Here is a 15,194-nt window from a genome sequence, read left to right on the forward strand (position 1 = left end):
CCGTCATGTTCTCTCTCAATAGGTCGCTGCCTGTCAGGCTACTTCACACAGGGCGCTGGGGTCGATGGAAAGTGCCAGGCGCTGGCCGTCCGGGTGAAGGTCGTCGGCCGAGCGATTGAGTACGTCGACCACCAATTCCACGCCACGGGCTTCGATGCGGTAGCGAATCACGTTACCCAGCAAGCTGTGGCTGCGCACCAGCGCATCGAGCTCGCCGCTGCGGCTCAACTCGATGGCCTCGGGGCGAATGGCAATGCGCCCGTTGATTGGCCGTTGCAACAACTGGCTGGCCTTGTCGGCGTCGAGCAGGTTGTAGTTACCGATAAAACCGGCGGCGAAGGCATCCACCGGCGCAGTGTAGAGGGTTTCGGCATCGCCGCTTTGTACGATCTTGCCCTGATTCATCAGAAAGATACGGTCGGACATGGTCAGGGCTTCTTCCTGGTCATGGGTCACAAAAATCGTGGTCAGCCCCAGTTCGCGCTGGATCTGGCGGATCTGTTCGCGCAAGTGCTTGCGAATACGTGCATCCAATGCCGACAGCGGTTCATCGAGCAACAGCAGGCGCGGGCGGGTCACCAGGGAGCGGGCGAGGGCGACACGCTGGCACTGGCCCCCGGACATCTGGTGCGGATAGCGGCCGGCCAGCTCCTTTAGCTCAACCAATTGCAGCACTTCCTGCACGCGCTTGTGGCTGTCGTCGGCGTTGACCTTTTGCATGCGCAGGCCGAACGCAACGTTCTGCTCCACGGTCATGTTGGGGAACAGCGCGTAGCTCTGGAACACCATGCCGATCTGACGTTTCTGCGGGCTCAGGGGCACGATGTCCTGCCCATCCAGCAGGATTGTGCCGCTGTCTACCGAGGTTAACCCTGCGATGCAACGCAGCAGGGTGGACTTGCCGCAACCGGACGGGCCGAGCAGGGTGACGAACTCGCCCTTGGCGATTTCACAGTTGATATCGCTGAACACTGGCGTGCCGGAGTAGCTTTTTTGCAGATGTTGGACGCTGACGAAGCTCATTGGCTTTTGTCCTTGTTCAAGATATTGGCGGCCCAGGTCAGCACCAGCACAAAGAAGAAATAGGAGATCACAACGGCACTGGTGAAGTGGCCGCTGCTGTTGCGCATGTTGTTGAGGTACACCTGCAGGGTCTCGTAGCGCGTGCCGACGAGGATGTTGGCAAACACGAACTCACCGAACAGGAACGAGAACGACAGCAGCAATGCCACCATCAGGCCTTTGCGCAGGTTAGGCAGCACCACCAGGATCGCCGCTTGCCAGGTGCTGGCGCCGAGCAGTTGCGAGGCGTCCATCAGGTCGCGCAGGTTGATGGCTTGCAGGTTGTTGGTGATCGCCCGGTACATGAACGGCAGCGCCACGGTGAAGTAGCAACCGATCAGAATCCACGGCGTACCCACCATCGCCAACGGCCCGGAACCGTACAGTTGCAGCAAACCGACTGAAGACACCACCGGCGGCACCGCGAAGGGCAGCAGAATCAGAATGTTCATCAGCGCATCAAGCTTGGGAAAGTGGTAATGCACCACGAACAGCAGCGGCAAAATCAATACCACCGAAAGGATCAACGCGCCCACACACACCAGCAACGATTGCTCGAACGCCATCAGAAAGCGCGGGTCGCTCCACAGTTGTACGTACCATTTCACGCTGAAGCCGGCGGGCAGGATAGTCGCCGACCAACTGCTGGAGATCGAGTAGACAAAGGTGCCGATCAGCGGCAGTACCAGAATAAGGAACAGCAGGTACACCACTACCCGATGGTAGAGGGAGGCCGGGCCGGCATCAGCGCGAGACATGGTAGTTCCTCTTGAGCAGCAGTTGATGGACCACGGTGACCACCGTCATCAGCGCTACCAGCACCACGGCCAGGGCGCTGGCCATGTTCGGGTCCAGCGACACATCACCAGAGACCAGCCCCGCGATGCGGATCGGCAGCACGTTGAAGTTGCCGGTGGTCAGGGCGTAGACCGTGGCGTAGGCGCCAAGGGCGTTGGCCAACAGGATGACGAAAGTGCCAAGCAGGGCAGGGGTGAGCACCGGCAAGCCGATATGTCGCCAGAACTGCCAGCCATTGGCGCCGAGCAGCGCAGCCGACTCACGCCAGTCTTCGCGCAATGCATCAAAGGCCGGGTAGAGCAACAGCACTCCGAGAGGAATCTGGAAGTAGGTGTAGAGGATGATCAAGCCGGTCTTGGAGTACAGGTTGAAGTCCTGAATGATCCCGGCCTGCTTGAGCATGATGGTGATGCTGCCGTTGAAGCCCAGCAGGATGATGAACGCGAAGGCCAGGGGCACGCCTGAGAAGTTGCTGGTCATGTTGGCAAAGGCCGTGACGAAGTTGCGCAGCGGCGAATCCACCCGGCGCAACGAATAACTGCCCAGGGTGGCGATGACGATGCCGAAGATGCTGGAGTAGAAACTGATCTCCAGGCTGAACTGAATCGCCTGCCGGTAGAACTTCGAACTGAAGATCCGTGTGAAGTTATCCACGCCCCAACCGGACTCTTCGGTCTGCAGGCTGTTGATCAGCACCCATACCAGCGGCGCGATCTCGAACACGATAAAGAACAGTGCGAAGGGCACCAGGCACAGTAGCGCCAGCCATTTGCCGCGGCTCATTTCAACAGCTCCCGGCATACAGGTTTGTCGTGGGGGACGCCGAGCAGTTCGCAGACGGTACCGCACAGATCGGTTTGTTTCGGCGCGGCGTCGGCATCCAGGCTGAAGGCGTCACCGAGGACAAACAGCGGCACTTCGCGCTCTTGCGGCAATAGGCCGTTGTGAGAGCGGTCGTTGTTCATGCCGTGGTCGGCCGTGACCAGCACCTGGTAGCCGGCGTCGAGCCAGCCTTGTAGGTAGTCGGCCAGGATAATGTCGGCCGAACGGGCGCTGTTGCGGTATTGCGCGGTGTCGAGGCCATGCTTGTGGCCGGCATCGTCGATATTCATCGGATGCACCAGCAAAAAGTTGGGCGCGTGCTTGAGCCGCAGGCTTTCGGCATCGGCGAACAGATGGGAATCCGGATAGTGGTCAGTCCAGTAGAAATGCCCGTGCTGGATCGTCAGCGCCTTGTTGTCGGTGTGGCGATCACGCGCGGCGACGAAGGGCGTGCGGTTGTACAACTCGCTGACCCAATGGTAAGCCGCCGCTGCCGTGGCCAAGCCAGCATCGGTGGCGTAGTGGAAAATGCTGCGCTGGTTGGACAGGCGCGAGACGTTGTTATGGACAATGCCGCTGTCAATCGGTGGCACGCCGGTGAGGATGCATTCATACAACGGGCGGGACAGGGCGGGCAGTTCGCATTCCAGTTTGTAGAGGGCTGCGCGTCCTGCGCCGACGTAGGCCTGCAAGTGCCCCATGGCGTGCCGGGCGACCTCGAAATTCAGGCCGTCGAGCACGACAAGGATGACAGTGTGCTTCATGGGGGCTGGGGCTCCGCAACAGGGGGTATGGCTCAGTATCAACTTGGAATGGGATCAAATGTGGGAGCTGGCTTGCCTGCGATGGCGGTGTATCAGTGGACACCAATGTTGAATGTCAGACCGCTATCGCAGGCAAGCCAGCTCCCACACTGACCGCACTTGTATCAGAGAGACCGATTACTTCATCTCTACGATGACCTGCTCGTTCCACATCTGCGGAAGCTTCTTGGACGTCGCTTCCCAGGCATCGGCATCTTTGATCGGCTGCGGGTTGGCCTTGGTGTATTGCTCGCCCGGGATCAGGTTCTTGGCGATATCGGCCGGCAGCTTCAGGTCGGTTTCCGCACGGATCGGACGCGCATTGCCCTTGGCCAGGTTGAGTTGGCCGGCATCGCTGAAGATGTATTCGCGGGTCAGCTTGGCGGCGTTCGGGTGCTTGGCGTATTTGTTGATGATGGTGGTGTAGCCCGATTTCACCGAGCCATCCGATGGAATCAGCACCACGTAGTCATCCGGGTTGGCCATCTTGGCTTTGTAGCTCAGGCCGTTGAAGTCCCAGACAATGCCAACTTCGACTTCGCCTTTTTCCATGGTGGCGATGGTCGGGTTGGACAGTGAGAGGCGACCTTGCTGGGCGATCCTGGTGAAAAACTGCAGGCCCGGTGCGATGTTTTTCTCGTCGCCCTTGTTGGCGATAGCGGCGGCGAGTACCGCATTGGAGGCTTGGGCTGCGGTGCTTACATCACCCACCGACACCTTGTATTTGCCGGTTTGCAGGTCGGCCCAACTGGTCGGCACTTCTGAGCCGTGCAGCAGCTTCTTGTTGACGATAAACGCGATGGTGCCGGTATAGGCCAGGGCCCAGTGACCGTCCTTGTCTTTTGCCCAATCCGGAACCTGCGCCCAGGTGGAGGGTTTGTAGGGCTGGGTGACTTCCTGCTTCACCGCGATCGGGCCGAAGGCTGCGCCCACGTCACCGATATCGGCACTGGCGTTGTCTTTTTCGGCTTTGAACTTGGCGATTTCCTGGGCCGAACTCATGTCGGTATCGATGTGCTTGAGGCCGTAGGTCTTGGCCAGGTCTTCCCAGGTGCCTTTCCAGTTGGCCCAATCATCGGGCATGCCGACGCTGTTGACGGCGCCTTCCGCCTTGGCGGCGGCTTCCAAGGTTTTTAGATCGGTATCAGCGGCCATGGCGGCGGTGCACATGGCAATGGTCGAGCCTAACAGTGATGCCAGGAAAAGCTGTTTCATCCGAAGCTCCTTTGGGCGTTTTACACGCGGCGTTTTATACGAACGTTGGCGAGGGTGTGGTCTAGGTCAGCAATACCTGAGCCAATTTAGGCCCGATGGATGACAGTTTCATGTCGATGTCGTTTTTGAAGCACGGGTGTCGCTCAGCTCAGACTTAGCGTAGACCATGCCCAACAGCCCGCAGGCCCTGGACTTGGCCGATGTATTGCAGGGTGTGGTACGGGCCCTCGACACCTGCTGTCATCTGTCGGTCATCTGTAATGCCTAGGCTGGCACGCAACAGTAAAAGCCCAGGCATAGCGTGTTTTGTGCACCTGAACGGTGCTGGTCTAGTCCAGATAGGTAACGTTGATGCGGGATGAGGCAATCAAGGCGGTAACCTCCATCGGTCTGGCGCTGCAAGAGCAGATCGACCACGGCCTGTTGCCGCCAGCCAGCAAACTGCCCGCCGAACGCAAGCTCAGCGAGCTGTTTGGTACCACTCGAATTACCGTGCGCGAAGCTTTGTTACAACTGGAGGCCCAAGGGCAGATCTATCGCGAAGAGCGCCGTGGCTGGTTCGTCTCGCCGCCGCGGTTGGCCTACAACCTGATGCAGCGCAGCCACTTTCACGCGATGGTCAGTGACCAGGGGCGTGTGGCCGCCACTGAAGTGATCAGCGCGCGATTGCAACCGGCGTCGGCGGCGGTGTGTGCGTGGTTGCAGTTGCCGGCGCTGTCCAGTGTGATCCAGATTTGCCGCAGCCGCAGGATCGACGGGCGCTTGGTGCTGTATGTGGAGCACTACCTGAACCCGCGGTATTTCCCGGGGATCCTGGCGTGTGATTTGAATCAGTCGATGACCGAGCTGTATGCGCGCAACTACGACTTGCACTATGGGCGGGTGCGTTTCGAGATTGTGCCGACTTCACTGCCGGTGGAAGCTGCGGCGGCATTGCGTGTATCGGTGGGCAGCCCGGGCTTGCGCATCGCCCGGGTTAACTATGACCAACACCAGCGCCTGATCGATTGTGACCTGGAGTTCTGGCGACATGATGCGATTCATGTTGGGGTGGATGTTATGGCGTCAGCGTCTTGATCACCTGATCCACATTGGTTTGCAACTCTGTCACCGGTTCGGCGCCGTCCACATTCAACACCAGCAGTGTGGAGCCACCTGCAGTGACAGCTGCTTTTACCGCGTCACTCGGCTGACGATGGTGCAGCACCACCGCCACTTCGTTGTCCTTGAGCTGCGCACTGAGTTTTTGCAGCGCTTCAGGCGTCCAGTCTGCGTCTGGGCGAGCATCGGTGCTGACCAGTTCCAGGTTCAAGCTGCTGATCAAATAGGCAAAGTGATCGCTCAAGCTGACTACACTCAGGTTATCGGCTTGGGCCAGGCGCGCCTCGCTGTCGGCGGTGAGCTTGAGCAGGCGTTGCTTGAGTGCAGCCAGGTTGGTATCGATTTTTGGTTTGGCGCCTGGGGCGAGACGGCTCAGGTCGGCGGCCAATACATCGGCCATACGGCCCAGATTGTTGCTCGATTGCCAGGGTTGGCTGTTGAGGCCATCGGTGACACCCGGTTGTACCGCAATGCCCGGCAAGCCACCGTCCACCGGGCGTGCAGCGTCCACTTCAACGATGCGGATATTGCTGCGCCGTGCCACGGGGTACAGCGGATCATCGGCCCACAGCGAGCGCAGGCCGATGGCGGCGTCGGCGTCCTGCGCCAAGGTGTTGAGTGCCGCCGCGCCGCGGCCGGTGAAGTAGGACACCTGCCGCGAGCCGGGTAGGTTGGCTGGCGCGGCGCGTTCAAGTTGCACGTCGGTATCCTTGAGCAGCACTTCGGCCAAACCGTAGGTAATGGGTAGCGAGGCCAACACCTTGACCGGTTTTACCGACTTGGCCTTGGTCAGCGCGGCATGGCCGAGGCCGTGATTGGCCTTGAATTCCTTTGGATCGAAACCATCAACGGCAGCCTGTGCCGATGTACTGATCAAGCAAGCGATGGCCAGGGCCATTGGGCGAAAGACAGGGCGCATTATCCAAGATTCCCTTTGAGGCTGGGCACGGTGCCGCGGGCGATGGCGGCGAAGGCGAAGGCGATACCGGCAACCAGAATGATTGCGGCGCCGGACGGGATCGGCAGGTCGAAGATGATCGGCAGCAGGATGCCGCACAGGGTACTCACAGTGGCGATCAGCACCGAGACCCAGAAGAAGCCTTTGAGCGATTGGCTCAACAGGCGCGCCGCGGCGGCAGGGATCACCAGCAGCGCACCGACCAGGATCGCGCCGATCACCTTGACCGCAGCCACGGTGATCAGCGTCACCAGGATTACGAACAGGTAGTCCAACGTCTTCACCGCCACACCGCGCACCGCCGCCAGTTGCGGGTTGAAGCTGGCGAGCATGATGCGGTTGTACAGCGGCAATGCCAGGGCCATGACCAGCGAACCGACGATTGCCAGTACCAGCAAGTCATTGCCGTTGACCGTCAGTACCGAGCCAAACAAAACGTTTTCGAGGATATGCACGTTGATCTTGCCGGCCAGGATCAGCAGCAGGCTGGCGCCCAGCGCCAGCGACACCGACAGGAACACGCCGATCAAGGTATCCGGCGCCAGGCCGGTACGATTGCGCAGATAGTTGAGCAGGATGCCGAACAGCAGGCAGTAGCCGAACAGGCTGCCATAGGGCCCGGTGTAGGGTTCGCCCAGCAGGATGCCTACGGCCACGCCGGTCAGCGCAGCATGGCCGACCGCTTCGGAGAAAAACGCAAAGCGCTTGACCACCACCAGAGTGCCCAGGCCGCCCAGCACCGGGCCGATCAGCAAGCCAGCGAGCAGGGCGTTGACCACAAACCCGTAGGCCAGGGCTTCCGGCAGGTAACCGGAAGACGCCCAGCCCTGGACCATCAAGCGAAAGGCTTCATAACTCATTGTGCCGGGCTCCGCGGGTGAGTGGAAAACAGGGTCAGCAGGCGGTCCGGGGTCAGCGCCTCTTTTGGCGTGGCGTCGAACAGCACGCGGCGGTTCAGGCCGGTGACACGGTCAGCCAGGCGGCCGACGGCTTCCAGGTCGTGCTCGATCCACAGCACGGTGATCCCGGCCAGGCGCCAATCATTGAGCAGCCGTTCGAACACCTGGATGCCGGCTTCATCAAGGGCCGACATGGGTTCGTCCAGCACCAGCAATTGCGGTGCAGGGATCAGGCCCTGGGCCAGCAGCACGCGCTGGCGTTCACCGCCGGACAACGCGCCCATGCGCCGCTTGCGTTTGTCATGCATGCCGACGCGCTCAAGTGCGTCACCGATCGCCGCTGCGTAATGCCGGGACAGGCCAAGGAACGCAGGCCGCCGTTGGCACATGGCAGCCATGAAATCGTCGACGGTCATCGGCAGGCCGCGGTCGAACTCCAGCGCCTGAGGCACGTAGCCAATGGTGCCGGGCGCGGCCGGCCACTCCAGGCTTAAACGGCCCTGGTGGGGCGTTTGGCCGAGCAGAGTCTTGATCAGCGAGCTTTTGCCGCCGCCATTCGGACCGACCAGCGCATGGATGCTGCCTGGCTGTACCTGGAAACTCACGTCGTCGAGGATCACGGTGCGCCCTAGGGTCAGCGAGACCTGGTCGAAGTTCAGGGTCGGGCCGACGCTGACGGCGTTCAGTTGTTGCGCCGCGGTCATGCCCCTGACTCCTGGATTGCGCGGACCACGGTGTTGAGGTTGCCGGTCATTTCCACTTCGTATTTTTCAGCGCTGTATTCGCCATAGGAAATATGCGACAGCGGGTACAGCTTGACCCCGGATTCACGCTGGATGGTCTCGACGTAGGTGGACGGGAAATCCATCTCCGAAAAGATCACCTTCACATCCAGGGCGCGCAGTTCATCGATGGTTTTCTTCAACTGGCTGGGGCTTGGCTCGATACCATGGGCCGGTTCTACCACTGCGGTGACTTCCAGGCCGAATTCGCGCAGCAGATAGTCGTAGGCTGCGTGCACCGTGGCAACGCGCAGGTCCGGGTTGGGGGCGCTGGTCAGCTTGGCCAGGGCGTCGGCGCGCATCTGGCGCAGGCGCTTGCCATAGGCGCGGGCGTTCTGGGTGTAGGTTTTGGCGTTGTCCGGGTCGAGCTTGCCCAACTCGCGGGCGATGTTGTTGACCTGGGCAATCGATGCACTGATCGACAGGAAGGTGTGCGGGTTGACCACCTTGCCCGCACCGCGCGCGGCATTGCCGGTGGCCGCCAGCAGCGGCACGTTGGCGTTGGCCTCGATCACCTTGATGTCCGGGCGCTCGCTGGTGGCGATCATGCGGTCGGCGAAGTCGTCATGGCCAACCCCGTTGAGCACGATCACGTCCAGGGTGCCGATGCGCTTGATGTCGTCGGCGCGGGGCTCGTAGGCGTGTGGATTGAAGCCGGCCGGGATCAGCGGTACCACTTCGGCCTTGTCGCCGACGATATTGGCCACGTAGCTGTAGTAGGGGTGGAGGGTGATGCCGATACGCAGGCGTTTCGCTGCTTCGGCATTCGCCAGGGGAGCGAGCAGCAGGCTGAGGAAGCTGACCAGTAACAGGCGCAACAGGGGCGATGAAATAGACATGGGCAATCGGTCTTCTCGTTCAGTGACGATGCTGGCGGGTCACGCCGGCATCGAATTGCGCAACCACTTGCTGCCAGCCGGCTGCGATCAGTGCCTGGTCAGTGAGGTCGGAGGGGGCGGCAAGATTGACGCTGCGGTTGAGCCAGATATCCGGCTCGTCGCTCTGCACGCGCATCAGCAGCGAGCCGCTGGTGGCCGGTGCCTGGCTCAAGCCCAGGTAGGCGGCCGAGGGGAGTAACTGCCAGCGATGGCCACCACGGCTGACCGAGCTGGCATCCTGGGCAAAGGGGGCGAAGCCTTCGTCGGCCAGTTGCTCAGGTGTCGGCAGGGCGCTTTGCTCCTGCTGCAACAAGTGGATTTCATCCAGAGTCACCCGCAGGTCGGCGTAGATGCCTTGCTCGGCGGCGCTCAGGTCACGGCGGGCGTCCAACTGGTGGCTTGGCAGCGCCGCAATTTCCTGGGTTTCACCGTGCAGCGCCACGACCGTGCCCGCCACCGCCAGGATGAGCAGGCACAGCAGCAGCACATAGAGCGTTTCATGGCCGGCACCGGCGGGGCGTACAACCTGTGTAGTACTCATTGCGCCTGGATATCCGCTTGGTCGATTTCCACCACGTGGCCGGGGCCTGCATCAAACAGCACATAGAACTCGGCTGCGGGCTTCTTGAAGGTCAGGGTCGAATCTTCACCGAGCTTGCCGGGCACCAGGATGGTTTCGTCGTAGCCGATCACATCCAGCGTCACGCCGGGTGCGCCACTGCCGTCGGAAAAGCCGCCCTTGCACTGGATCTGCTCGCCGGGGATTTCCTTGCATTCGCACATCGGGTTGTGGGCAAAGGCGGTGGTACTCAAGCCGGCGCACAGTAACAGTGCGGCGCGGGTCAGGCGCTTGAACGTCATGGTTTAACTCCTTGCTTGTTCAGCCAGGCAATGGTGGCAGGCGAAGCCTGGTTCAGCGGGATGGAACCCTGGTGCATGCTGCCGTCCCAGCCTTCCATGGTCACCCAGACTTCGGCGTCCACCGGTGTGCGTTCCGGCACTGGCAGGGCGGCGCCCATGCGGTATGGCGTACCGAAGAAGATCACCCCGGCGGCGCGCAGGCTGCGGGGTTTACCGATACGCAGGTAGGTGGCCTTGACTTCGTTGGCGCAGGTGTCACACAGGGCGGCGTTGAAGAATTTCATCGGCCCGGCCGGGTTCGGGCTCGGGCCTTCATTGCGGAACTCGGCCAGGGTCAGGCTCCAGGGGCCGACTTGCACTTGCCCGGCTACGCGCTCGCCGATACCGGTATCCCCGCGAAACAGTGCGGCGTCGGCGAAGTACTTGGGCATGAACCCCAGCGGTATCAGCAACAGCAGAACATTGATGTGAAAACGCCATTTCAGCCAGAGGGCGCGCAGTGGGGATGGCGGTACGGTCGCGACCTTGCTCATCGCTGTGCCTCCGAGGTTTTGGCGTGCATGGCCGGGATAGAAGCGGGTTGGCGTTGCGTCTTGGCTTCGCGCTTGAGGGCATTGAGGGTGGCCAGGGCCGTGCGCTTGGTCCAGATCAGCAAGCCGCTCAATACCATCATGCTCAGCACCAGGCCGAAGAAGGCCCAGATCAACTTGATCCACAAGCCGCCGAAGTCACCGGTATGCAACGGGCGCATCGACTCGGTGACGAACTCCAGGGGGGTGCGGTCGGACAACAGGTTCGAGACGGCAATTTCACCGTCATAGGGGTTCAGTTGCGCGGTCTGGAACATCAACGGGTACCAGCCGCGCCCGCCGATTTGCAGGTGGCTGTACGCGTTGCTTGGCATGAACACAAAGCTGGCGTCCAGCCCCGGGATTTTTTCGGCGGCGATGTCGATGGCCTTATCGATAGGGATCATCGGTGCCGGGACGCCCGACGCCGACAATGGCACCTTTTCACGGGCAATCACCGGCACGATGGGCTCACTGGAAATGGATATCTGGTTGTCGCTCAAGGCCGCCTCGATCAGGAACCAGGTGCCGGTGATTGAAATGACCGCGATAAACCAGATCGACCAGATGCCGCTCAGGCGGTGAAAGTCGCCCCAGAAGATCCGCGCACCGTGTCGGATACGCAGGGTAGGGCGCAGGAAACCTTTCCAGAAGCGTTTGTACACCACCAGCCCGGTGACCAGCGAGGCAAGCAGTGGCAAGCCCAGCGCGGATACCAGGTACCAGCCCCAGCTGTACCCATTGGTGAAAGGCACCAGCCACCAGCCATGCAGGGCGCGGGTAAATTGCTGAAAGTTGAACGAGGGGCTGATGCCCTGGATCGCTCCGGTATAGGGGTTGGCGTAGACGTCCACCGAGCGCCCATCCGGGTAGCTGAGGCCGACGCTCAGGGCGAAGTGCGACTCATCCGGGCGAATGATGGACTGGACGATTGCCTTGGGCTCATCGCGCTTGATGGCCGCGATCACCTGGTCAAAGCTCAGCGGCTGGGCGTCATCCGACGGCTTGCTCGCACGGATATCCGGGTTGGCCAGCCACACGATTTCCTGGCTCACCACGGCCAGGGTGCCGGTGACACAGACGATCAGTACAAAGAACCAGATGGGCAACGCCAGCCAGCTATGTACGAGAAACCAGAGTTTGGAGCGTGACTTCTTCGACATATGAATGAGGGTCTTGAGCGAAGGGGGCAATGAAAGCCCGGAAAAGGCCAGTCGTAGCTTTTGCTGACGCGACGGGCTGTATCTAAATTAAGACGAATGAGAATGAGAAATCCCTAAGGCGCATATGAAAGAAAATGTTTCAGGTTCACATTCAGGCCGGATTTGAGAGCTGATCGAACACGCAATACACCGGCCCCTAGGCGTTCAGCGGCTTGCGTGAGGCCGGGCCTGACCTCCAGGGACGTGATCATGCCGCTGGGTGATTTCGTCATCAGCCATGCGTTTGAGCGCCACTGCCTCGCGCCCAGCCCCTGGCTCAGCGGAAGTGCGGCTACGTAGTTATATAAGTAGAAATAACCCTCTCTATAACAGCGGCGCGCGTTGCTTTCAGTATTATTTGTTTTTCAAATAGCTTGGCTTGAACGAAAGCCCCCCTTGTCATTAAAGGGTGTTGGCACGGGTGCAGGTTAATTCCAGAAAAATTACAAGGTTATTGTATTGACACATTGGCGGGCATCGGCTTTAGTGAGTGCGGACTTGGAAGTCGGAATATTATAAAAAGGAAGTTGATTGCATGACCGTGCTAGTCGTTTATTCGCGCCATCACGTGGTGAACTGTTATATCTCTCTGGTGCCGGTGATCAAATTAGTTACTTGATCGTGGTCTGTCGCCTGCCCGTCGGTTGTCATTGTTGCGAATAATACTTTTCCTGCGCTGGAAAAGTACGCGTCCCTATGCCTTAACAGAGAGTTCAAACTCATGTCGATTTTTGATCAAGCCATGCATCGTTCAGTTCAGTGGCAAGACTGGCGCTGGCAGCAGAAGAATGCCATCCGCGATGAACCTGCACTGCGCAATGCCTGCGGTGGATGGGGCGAGGCCACAACGGCGCATATCGAGCACAACTTGCAAGATCGCAAGATGCAGATCACGCCTTACTACATTGATTTGATCAAGCGTTCACTCACCACCGGCGAGGTGATGGACCACCCACTGTGGCGCCAGGTAGTACCGTATTGGAGCGAACAGGTGCAGGGCGACTATGACGGCAGTTCCGAAAACTGGGAACTCAATCATGAGATGAAGACGCCCATCTGCCAGCACAAGTACGACAACCGCGTGATCCTGCGTACCACCAACACCTGCAATGCCTATTGCCAGTTCTGTTTCGAGGCGCTGCGTACGCTTCAGGTGGGCACCGACAAAGCTAACGCCAACACCGACTCGTTCAAGGATTCGGTGGAGTACATTCGCAGTAACCCGGCGATTGAAGAGGTGATTCTCAGCGGCGGTGACCCACTGATGCTGGCCGACCGCAAGCTTGAGGAGATGCTGGCCGCATTGCGCGGCATTCGTGATGACCTGCTGATACGCATTCATTCGCGGGCCTTGAGTTTCAACCCGTTTCGCGTGACCGATGAGTTGGTGGCGATGCTGGACAAGTACAAAGTCAATGCATTTGGTGTGCATGTCTGCCACCCCCTTGAACTCAGTGCTGATTTTGCCGTCGCGGTTAAACGGATTCAGGGTGTGGTACCGATAGTATTCTCTAACATGCCGCTGTTGCGTGGCGTGAATGATGATGAAGCGACGTTGCATAAATTATTCATTGATCTTTATCGTCTGGGCGTAAAGCCCTATTACTTATATCACTTCATGCCGTTTTCACCCGGTGCTTCAGAGTATAAGGCCTCGATCAGCCAAGCCATCGTCATAATGGATCGGCTCAAACGCCGTGTATCCAATATTGCCCTGCCCGAATATGTACTGCCTCACGCACAAGGCAAGTTCACCGTGCCATTGTTGGACTTTGAAAAGCCTGAAGACTTACCGCATTTTGAAGTTCGCGATGGGCAGCGTACTTACCGTTTTCGCAACTGGGAGGGCCACTGGTGCAGTTGGCAGGATGCGGTATGAAACAGGATGCGATTCTGTTTATTGATGTGGATGACAGCGCTTGCGCTCGCTACCGCTACCGGGAACCGCATTTCACGGCGGCTCGCACCCACGGCTTGGCGTGTTTGACGGCCGCCGTGGCGGGGCGCAAGCAGCTGCAACGACTCACGGCCGACAGTGACGAAGTGTTCCTGCTCGAAACGCTCAGTGAGCAGTCCATCCTGGAGTTGGTCGGACAGTTGGACGGGCGTTATCAGGTGCGGGGGATTTTCTGCCAGGCCGGGCACCCGTCCGCACAAGGGGAGGTGGGCTGTATCGTTGCGCAGGCGTGTCAGCGGTTGGGCTTGGTCTACAGCCACCCAGAGGCGATCGCGGCGTGCAATAACAAGTTCTTGATGCGCCGCGTGTTGAAACAGCATGAGTTGCGTTCGGTACCGTTCGTGCTGTGCAACAACGAACCGGAACTCCAGCAAGGCGCCGAGCGCGTGGGTTATCCACTGATCGCCAAACCGCCCTTTGGCGGGGCTTCGGCGTTTATCAAAAAATGCTCGAACTGGGAGGAGCTACGCAGCCACTATCGGCATTTCGTGAGTGATCATGGCGCCGCCGCTTATGCGGACTTCTACGGCTGTGCGCACGCCCTGCCGCCTGAGGACGGGCTGCGGCGTGAATACCTGCCAGGGCGCAGCATTCTGTTGGAAGGTTATATTCCTGGCATCGAAGGCAGTGTGGAATGTGTGATTGCCGGCGAGCGTGTCCATCCGCTGCTGATCAATGAAAAACTGCTGCTGACCGAGCGCAGCGGCACGGTCCTTGAGAACCTGCTGATTTCCCCTCCGACGTCGTTCAGCCAGGCCCAGTGCGAGCAGATCCGCCAGTACGCGGTGGACTGCCTGCACGCGGTGGGCCTGACCAACGCCGTGGTGCATTTCGAGTTTCGCATGACGGACGCAGGGCCGGTGGTCATCGAGATCAACCCGCGCCTGGGCGGACTGTATGTGAACTCGGCGTTCCGCGACTTGGCCGGTATCGATCCTTATCAGTTGTATATGGGATTGTTGTTGGGCGAGAAGGGCATCAATGCACAGTTGGAGGCCGGCGCACATAAGAACGCCGAGGCGCGGCAACACTACGCGATGCTGGCGATTTATCCGCAGCACAGTGGCCTTTTCAGGGGCATTGACGGCCTGCAGTTCCTGGACCAACACCGCTCGGTGCTGGAATACGCCCCGCAGGACCCCGGCCACTACATTGACGCGGATATCGAGGAGCATTATTTGCTCAAATGCTGGGCCCAGGTTGGCAATGCCGCCGACGCCCATGCCTTGCACGATGCGTTGCAGCAACACCTGCGCATCCTCATCGATCCACCGGTTGCAGGATAGC

Annotated in this window: 16 protein-coding genes; 3 read left to right on the forward strand and 13 right to left on the reverse strand. The window is 59.9% G+C overall.

Going from position 1 to position 15,194, the window contains the following annotated elements; genetic code table 11:
• Positions 1-33: 33 nt before the first annotated feature.
• From PSEBG33_RS17395 to PSEBG33_RS17375, 5 genes are all read right to left on the reverse strand, one after another.
• Positions 34-1,023, reverse strand: a complete 990-nt coding sequence (locus PSEBG33_RS17395; protein ID WP_005786721.1) for an ABC transporter ATP-binding protein — start codon at positions 1,021-1,023, stop codon at positions 34-36.
• Positions 1,020-1,820 (reverse strand): ABC transporter permease, encoded by an 801-nt coding sequence (locus PSEBG33_RS17390; protein WP_005786722.1) that lies wholly within the window; start codon positions 1,818-1,820, stop codon positions 1,020-1,022. Before PSEBG33_RS17390 ends, PSEBG33_RS17395 begins: the two co-directional genes overlap by 4 nt.
• Entirely contained in the window at positions 1,807-2,643 is an 837-nt protein-coding gene (locus PSEBG33_RS17385; RefSeq protein WP_005786724.1) for an ABC transporter permease, read from the reverse strand. The genes PSEBG33_RS17390 and PSEBG33_RS17385 overlap by 14 nt, the downstream gene beginning before the upstream one ends.
• Positions 2,640-3,446 (reverse strand): alkaline phosphatase family protein, encoded by an 807-nt coding sequence (locus tag PSEBG33_RS17380; protein ID WP_005786725.1) that lies wholly within the window; start codon positions 3,444-3,446, stop codon positions 2,640-2,642. Before PSEBG33_RS17380 ends, PSEBG33_RS17385 begins: the two co-directional genes overlap by 4 nt.
• Before the next feature lie 177 nt (positions 3,447-3,623).
• Positions 3,624-4,700, reverse strand: coding sequence for an ABC transporter substrate-binding protein (locus tag PSEBG33_RS17375; protein WP_005786727.1), 1,077 nt, complete (start codon positions 4,698-4,700; stop codon positions 3,624-3,626).
• Positions 4,701-5,051: 351 nt separating this feature from the next.
• Here PSEBG33_RS17375 and PSEBG33_RS17370 point away from each other — a divergent pair, with 351 nt between their 5' ends.
• Positions 5,052-5,777 carry a UTRA domain-containing protein gene (locus PSEBG33_RS17370; RefSeq protein ID WP_005786728.1) on the forward strand — a complete coding sequence of 242 codons (726 nt, stop codon included), beginning with the start codon at positions 5,052-5,054 and terminating at the stop codon, positions 5,775-5,777.
• On the opposite strand, the gene PSEBG33_RS17365 is transcribed toward PSEBG33_RS17370, so the two are convergent.
• The 8 genes from PSEBG33_RS17365 to PSEBG33_RS17330 are packed head-to-tail and all read right to left on the reverse strand — an operon-like array spanning position 5,758 to position 11,911.
• Positions 5,758-6,720 (reverse strand): metal ABC transporter solute-binding protein, Zn/Mn family, encoded by a 963-nt coding sequence (locus tag PSEBG33_RS17365; RefSeq protein ID WP_005786730.1) that lies wholly within the window; start codon positions 6,718-6,720, stop codon positions 5,758-5,760. The genes PSEBG33_RS17370 and PSEBG33_RS17365 overlap by 20 nt on opposite strands.
• On the reverse strand, positions 6,720-7,619 hold the full coding sequence (locus PSEBG33_RS17360; RefSeq protein WP_005786732.1) for a metal ABC transporter permease: 900 nt from the start codon (positions 7,617-7,619) through the stop codon (positions 6,720-6,722). The genes PSEBG33_RS17365 and PSEBG33_RS17360 overlap by 1 nt, the downstream gene beginning before the upstream one ends.
• On the reverse strand, positions 7,616-8,362 hold the full coding sequence (locus PSEBG33_RS17355) for a metal ABC transporter ATP-binding protein (RefSeq protein WP_005786733.1): 747 nt from the start codon (positions 8,360-8,362) through the stop codon (positions 7,616-7,618). The genes PSEBG33_RS17360 and PSEBG33_RS17355 overlap by 4 nt, the downstream gene beginning before the upstream one ends.
• Positions 8,359-9,279: a metal ABC transporter substrate-binding protein gene (locus tag PSEBG33_RS17350; protein ID WP_005786735.1), complete on the reverse strand. Its 921-nt coding sequence runs from the start codon at positions 9,277-9,279 to the stop codon at positions 8,359-8,361. Before PSEBG33_RS17350 ends, PSEBG33_RS17355 begins: the two co-directional genes overlap by 4 nt.
• Positions 9,280-9,298: 19 nt before the next feature.
• Positions 9,299-9,859, reverse strand: coding sequence for a DUF6162 family protein (locus PSEBG33_RS17345; protein WP_005786737.1), 561 nt, complete (start codon positions 9,857-9,859; stop codon positions 9,299-9,301).
• On the reverse strand, positions 9,856-10,179 hold the full coding sequence (locus PSEBG33_RS17340; RefSeq protein ID WP_005786738.1) for a hypothetical protein: 324 nt from the start codon (positions 10,177-10,179) through the stop codon (positions 9,856-9,858). The genes PSEBG33_RS17345 and PSEBG33_RS17340 overlap by 4 nt, the downstream gene beginning before the upstream one ends.
• The gene (locus PSEBG33_RS17335; protein ID WP_005786740.1) at positions 10,176-10,712 is read right to left on the reverse strand and encodes a hypothetical protein; all 537 of its coding nucleotides are present in this window, start codon (positions 10,710-10,712) and stop codon (positions 10,176-10,178) included. Before PSEBG33_RS17335 ends, PSEBG33_RS17340 begins: the two co-directional genes overlap by 4 nt.
• Positions 10,709-11,911, reverse strand: coding sequence for a PepSY-associated TM helix domain-containing protein (locus PSEBG33_RS17330; RefSeq protein ID WP_005786742.1), 1,203 nt, complete (start codon positions 11,909-11,911; stop codon positions 10,709-10,711). Before PSEBG33_RS17330 ends, PSEBG33_RS17335 begins: the two co-directional genes overlap by 4 nt.
• A 781-nt stretch (positions 11,912-12,692) precedes the next feature.
• On the opposite strand from PSEBG33_RS17330, the gene PSEBG33_RS17325 reads away from it, so the two are divergent.
• A complete protein-coding gene (locus PSEBG33_RS17325) occupies positions 12,693-13,829 on the forward strand; it encodes a KamA family radical SAM protein (RefSeq protein WP_232289412.1) in 1,137 nt (378 codons plus the stop codon).
• Entirely contained in the window at positions 13,826-15,193 is a 1,368-nt protein-coding gene (locus PSEBG33_RS17320) for an ATP-grasp domain-containing protein (protein ID WP_005786747.1), read from the forward strand. Before PSEBG33_RS17325 ends, PSEBG33_RS17320 begins: the two co-directional genes overlap by 4 nt.
• Position 15,194: the final 1 nt, after the last annotated feature.

The sequence above is a fragment of the Pseudomonas synxantha BG33R genome (genome assembly GCF_000263715.2).
In the GTDB taxonomy this organism is placed as follows: Bacteria; Pseudomonadota; Gammaproteobacteria; order Pseudomonadales; family Pseudomonadaceae; genus Aquipseudomonas; species Aquipseudomonas synxantha_A.

Coding starts and splice junctions, on each gene's coding strand:
- PSEBG33_RS17395 (WP_005786721.1), bottom strand. CDS start 1,023: ATGAGCTTCGTCAGCGTCCAACATCTGCAAAAAAGCTACTCCGGCACG.
- PSEBG33_RS17390 (WP_005786722.1), bottom strand. CDS start 1,820: ATGTCTCGCGCTGATGCCGGCCCGGCCTCCCTCTACCATCGGGTAGTG.
- PSEBG33_RS17385 (WP_005786724.1), bottom strand. CDS start 2,643: ATGAGCCGCGGCAAATGGCTGGCGCTACTGTGCCTGGTGCCCTTCGCA.
- PSEBG33_RS17380 (WP_005786725.1), bottom strand. CDS start 3,446: ATGAAGCACACTGTCATCCTTGTCGTGCTCGACGGCCTGAATTTCGAG.
- PSEBG33_RS17375 (WP_005786727.1), bottom strand. CDS start 4,700: ATGAAACAGCTTTTCCTGGCATCACTGTTAGGCTCGACCATTGCCATG.
- PSEBG33_RS17370 (WP_005786728.1), top strand. CDS start 5,052: ATGCGGGATGAGGCAATCAAGGCGGTAACCTCCATCGGTCTGGCGCTG.
- PSEBG33_RS17365 (WP_005786730.1), bottom strand. CDS start 6,720: ATGCGCCCTGTCTTTCGCCCAATGGCCCTGGCCATCGCTTGCTTGATC.
- PSEBG33_RS17360 (WP_005786732.1), bottom strand. CDS start 7,619: ATGAGTTATGAAGCCTTTCGCTTGATGGTCCAGGGCTGGGCGTCTTCC.
- PSEBG33_RS17355 (WP_005786733.1), bottom strand. CDS start 8,362: ATGACCGCGGCGCAACAACTGAACGCCGTCAGCGTCGGCCCGACCCTG.
- PSEBG33_RS17350 (WP_005786735.1), bottom strand. CDS start 9,279: ATGTCTATTTCATCGCCCCTGTTGCGCCTGTTACTGGTCAGCTTCCTC.
- PSEBG33_RS17345 (WP_005786737.1), bottom strand. CDS start 9,859: ATGAGTACTACACAGGTTGTACGCCCCGCCGGTGCCGGCCATGAAACG.
- PSEBG33_RS17340 (WP_005786738.1), bottom strand. CDS start 10,179: ATGACGTTCAAGCGCCTGACCCGCGCCGCACTGTTACTGTGCGCCGGC.
- PSEBG33_RS17335 (WP_005786740.1), bottom strand. CDS start 10,712: ATGAGCAAGGTCGCGACCGTACCGCCATCCCCACTGCGCGCCCTCTGG.
- PSEBG33_RS17330 (WP_005786742.1), bottom strand. CDS start 11,911: ATGTCGAAGAAGTCACGCTCCAAACTCTGGTTTCTCGTACATAGCTGG.
- PSEBG33_RS17325 (WP_232289412.1), top strand. CDS start 12,693: ATGCATCGTTCAGTTCAGTGGCAAGACTGGCGCTGGCAGCAGAAGAAT.
- PSEBG33_RS17320 (WP_005786747.1), top strand. CDS start 13,826: ATGAAACAGGATGCGATTCTGTTTATTGATGTGGATGACAGCGCTTGC.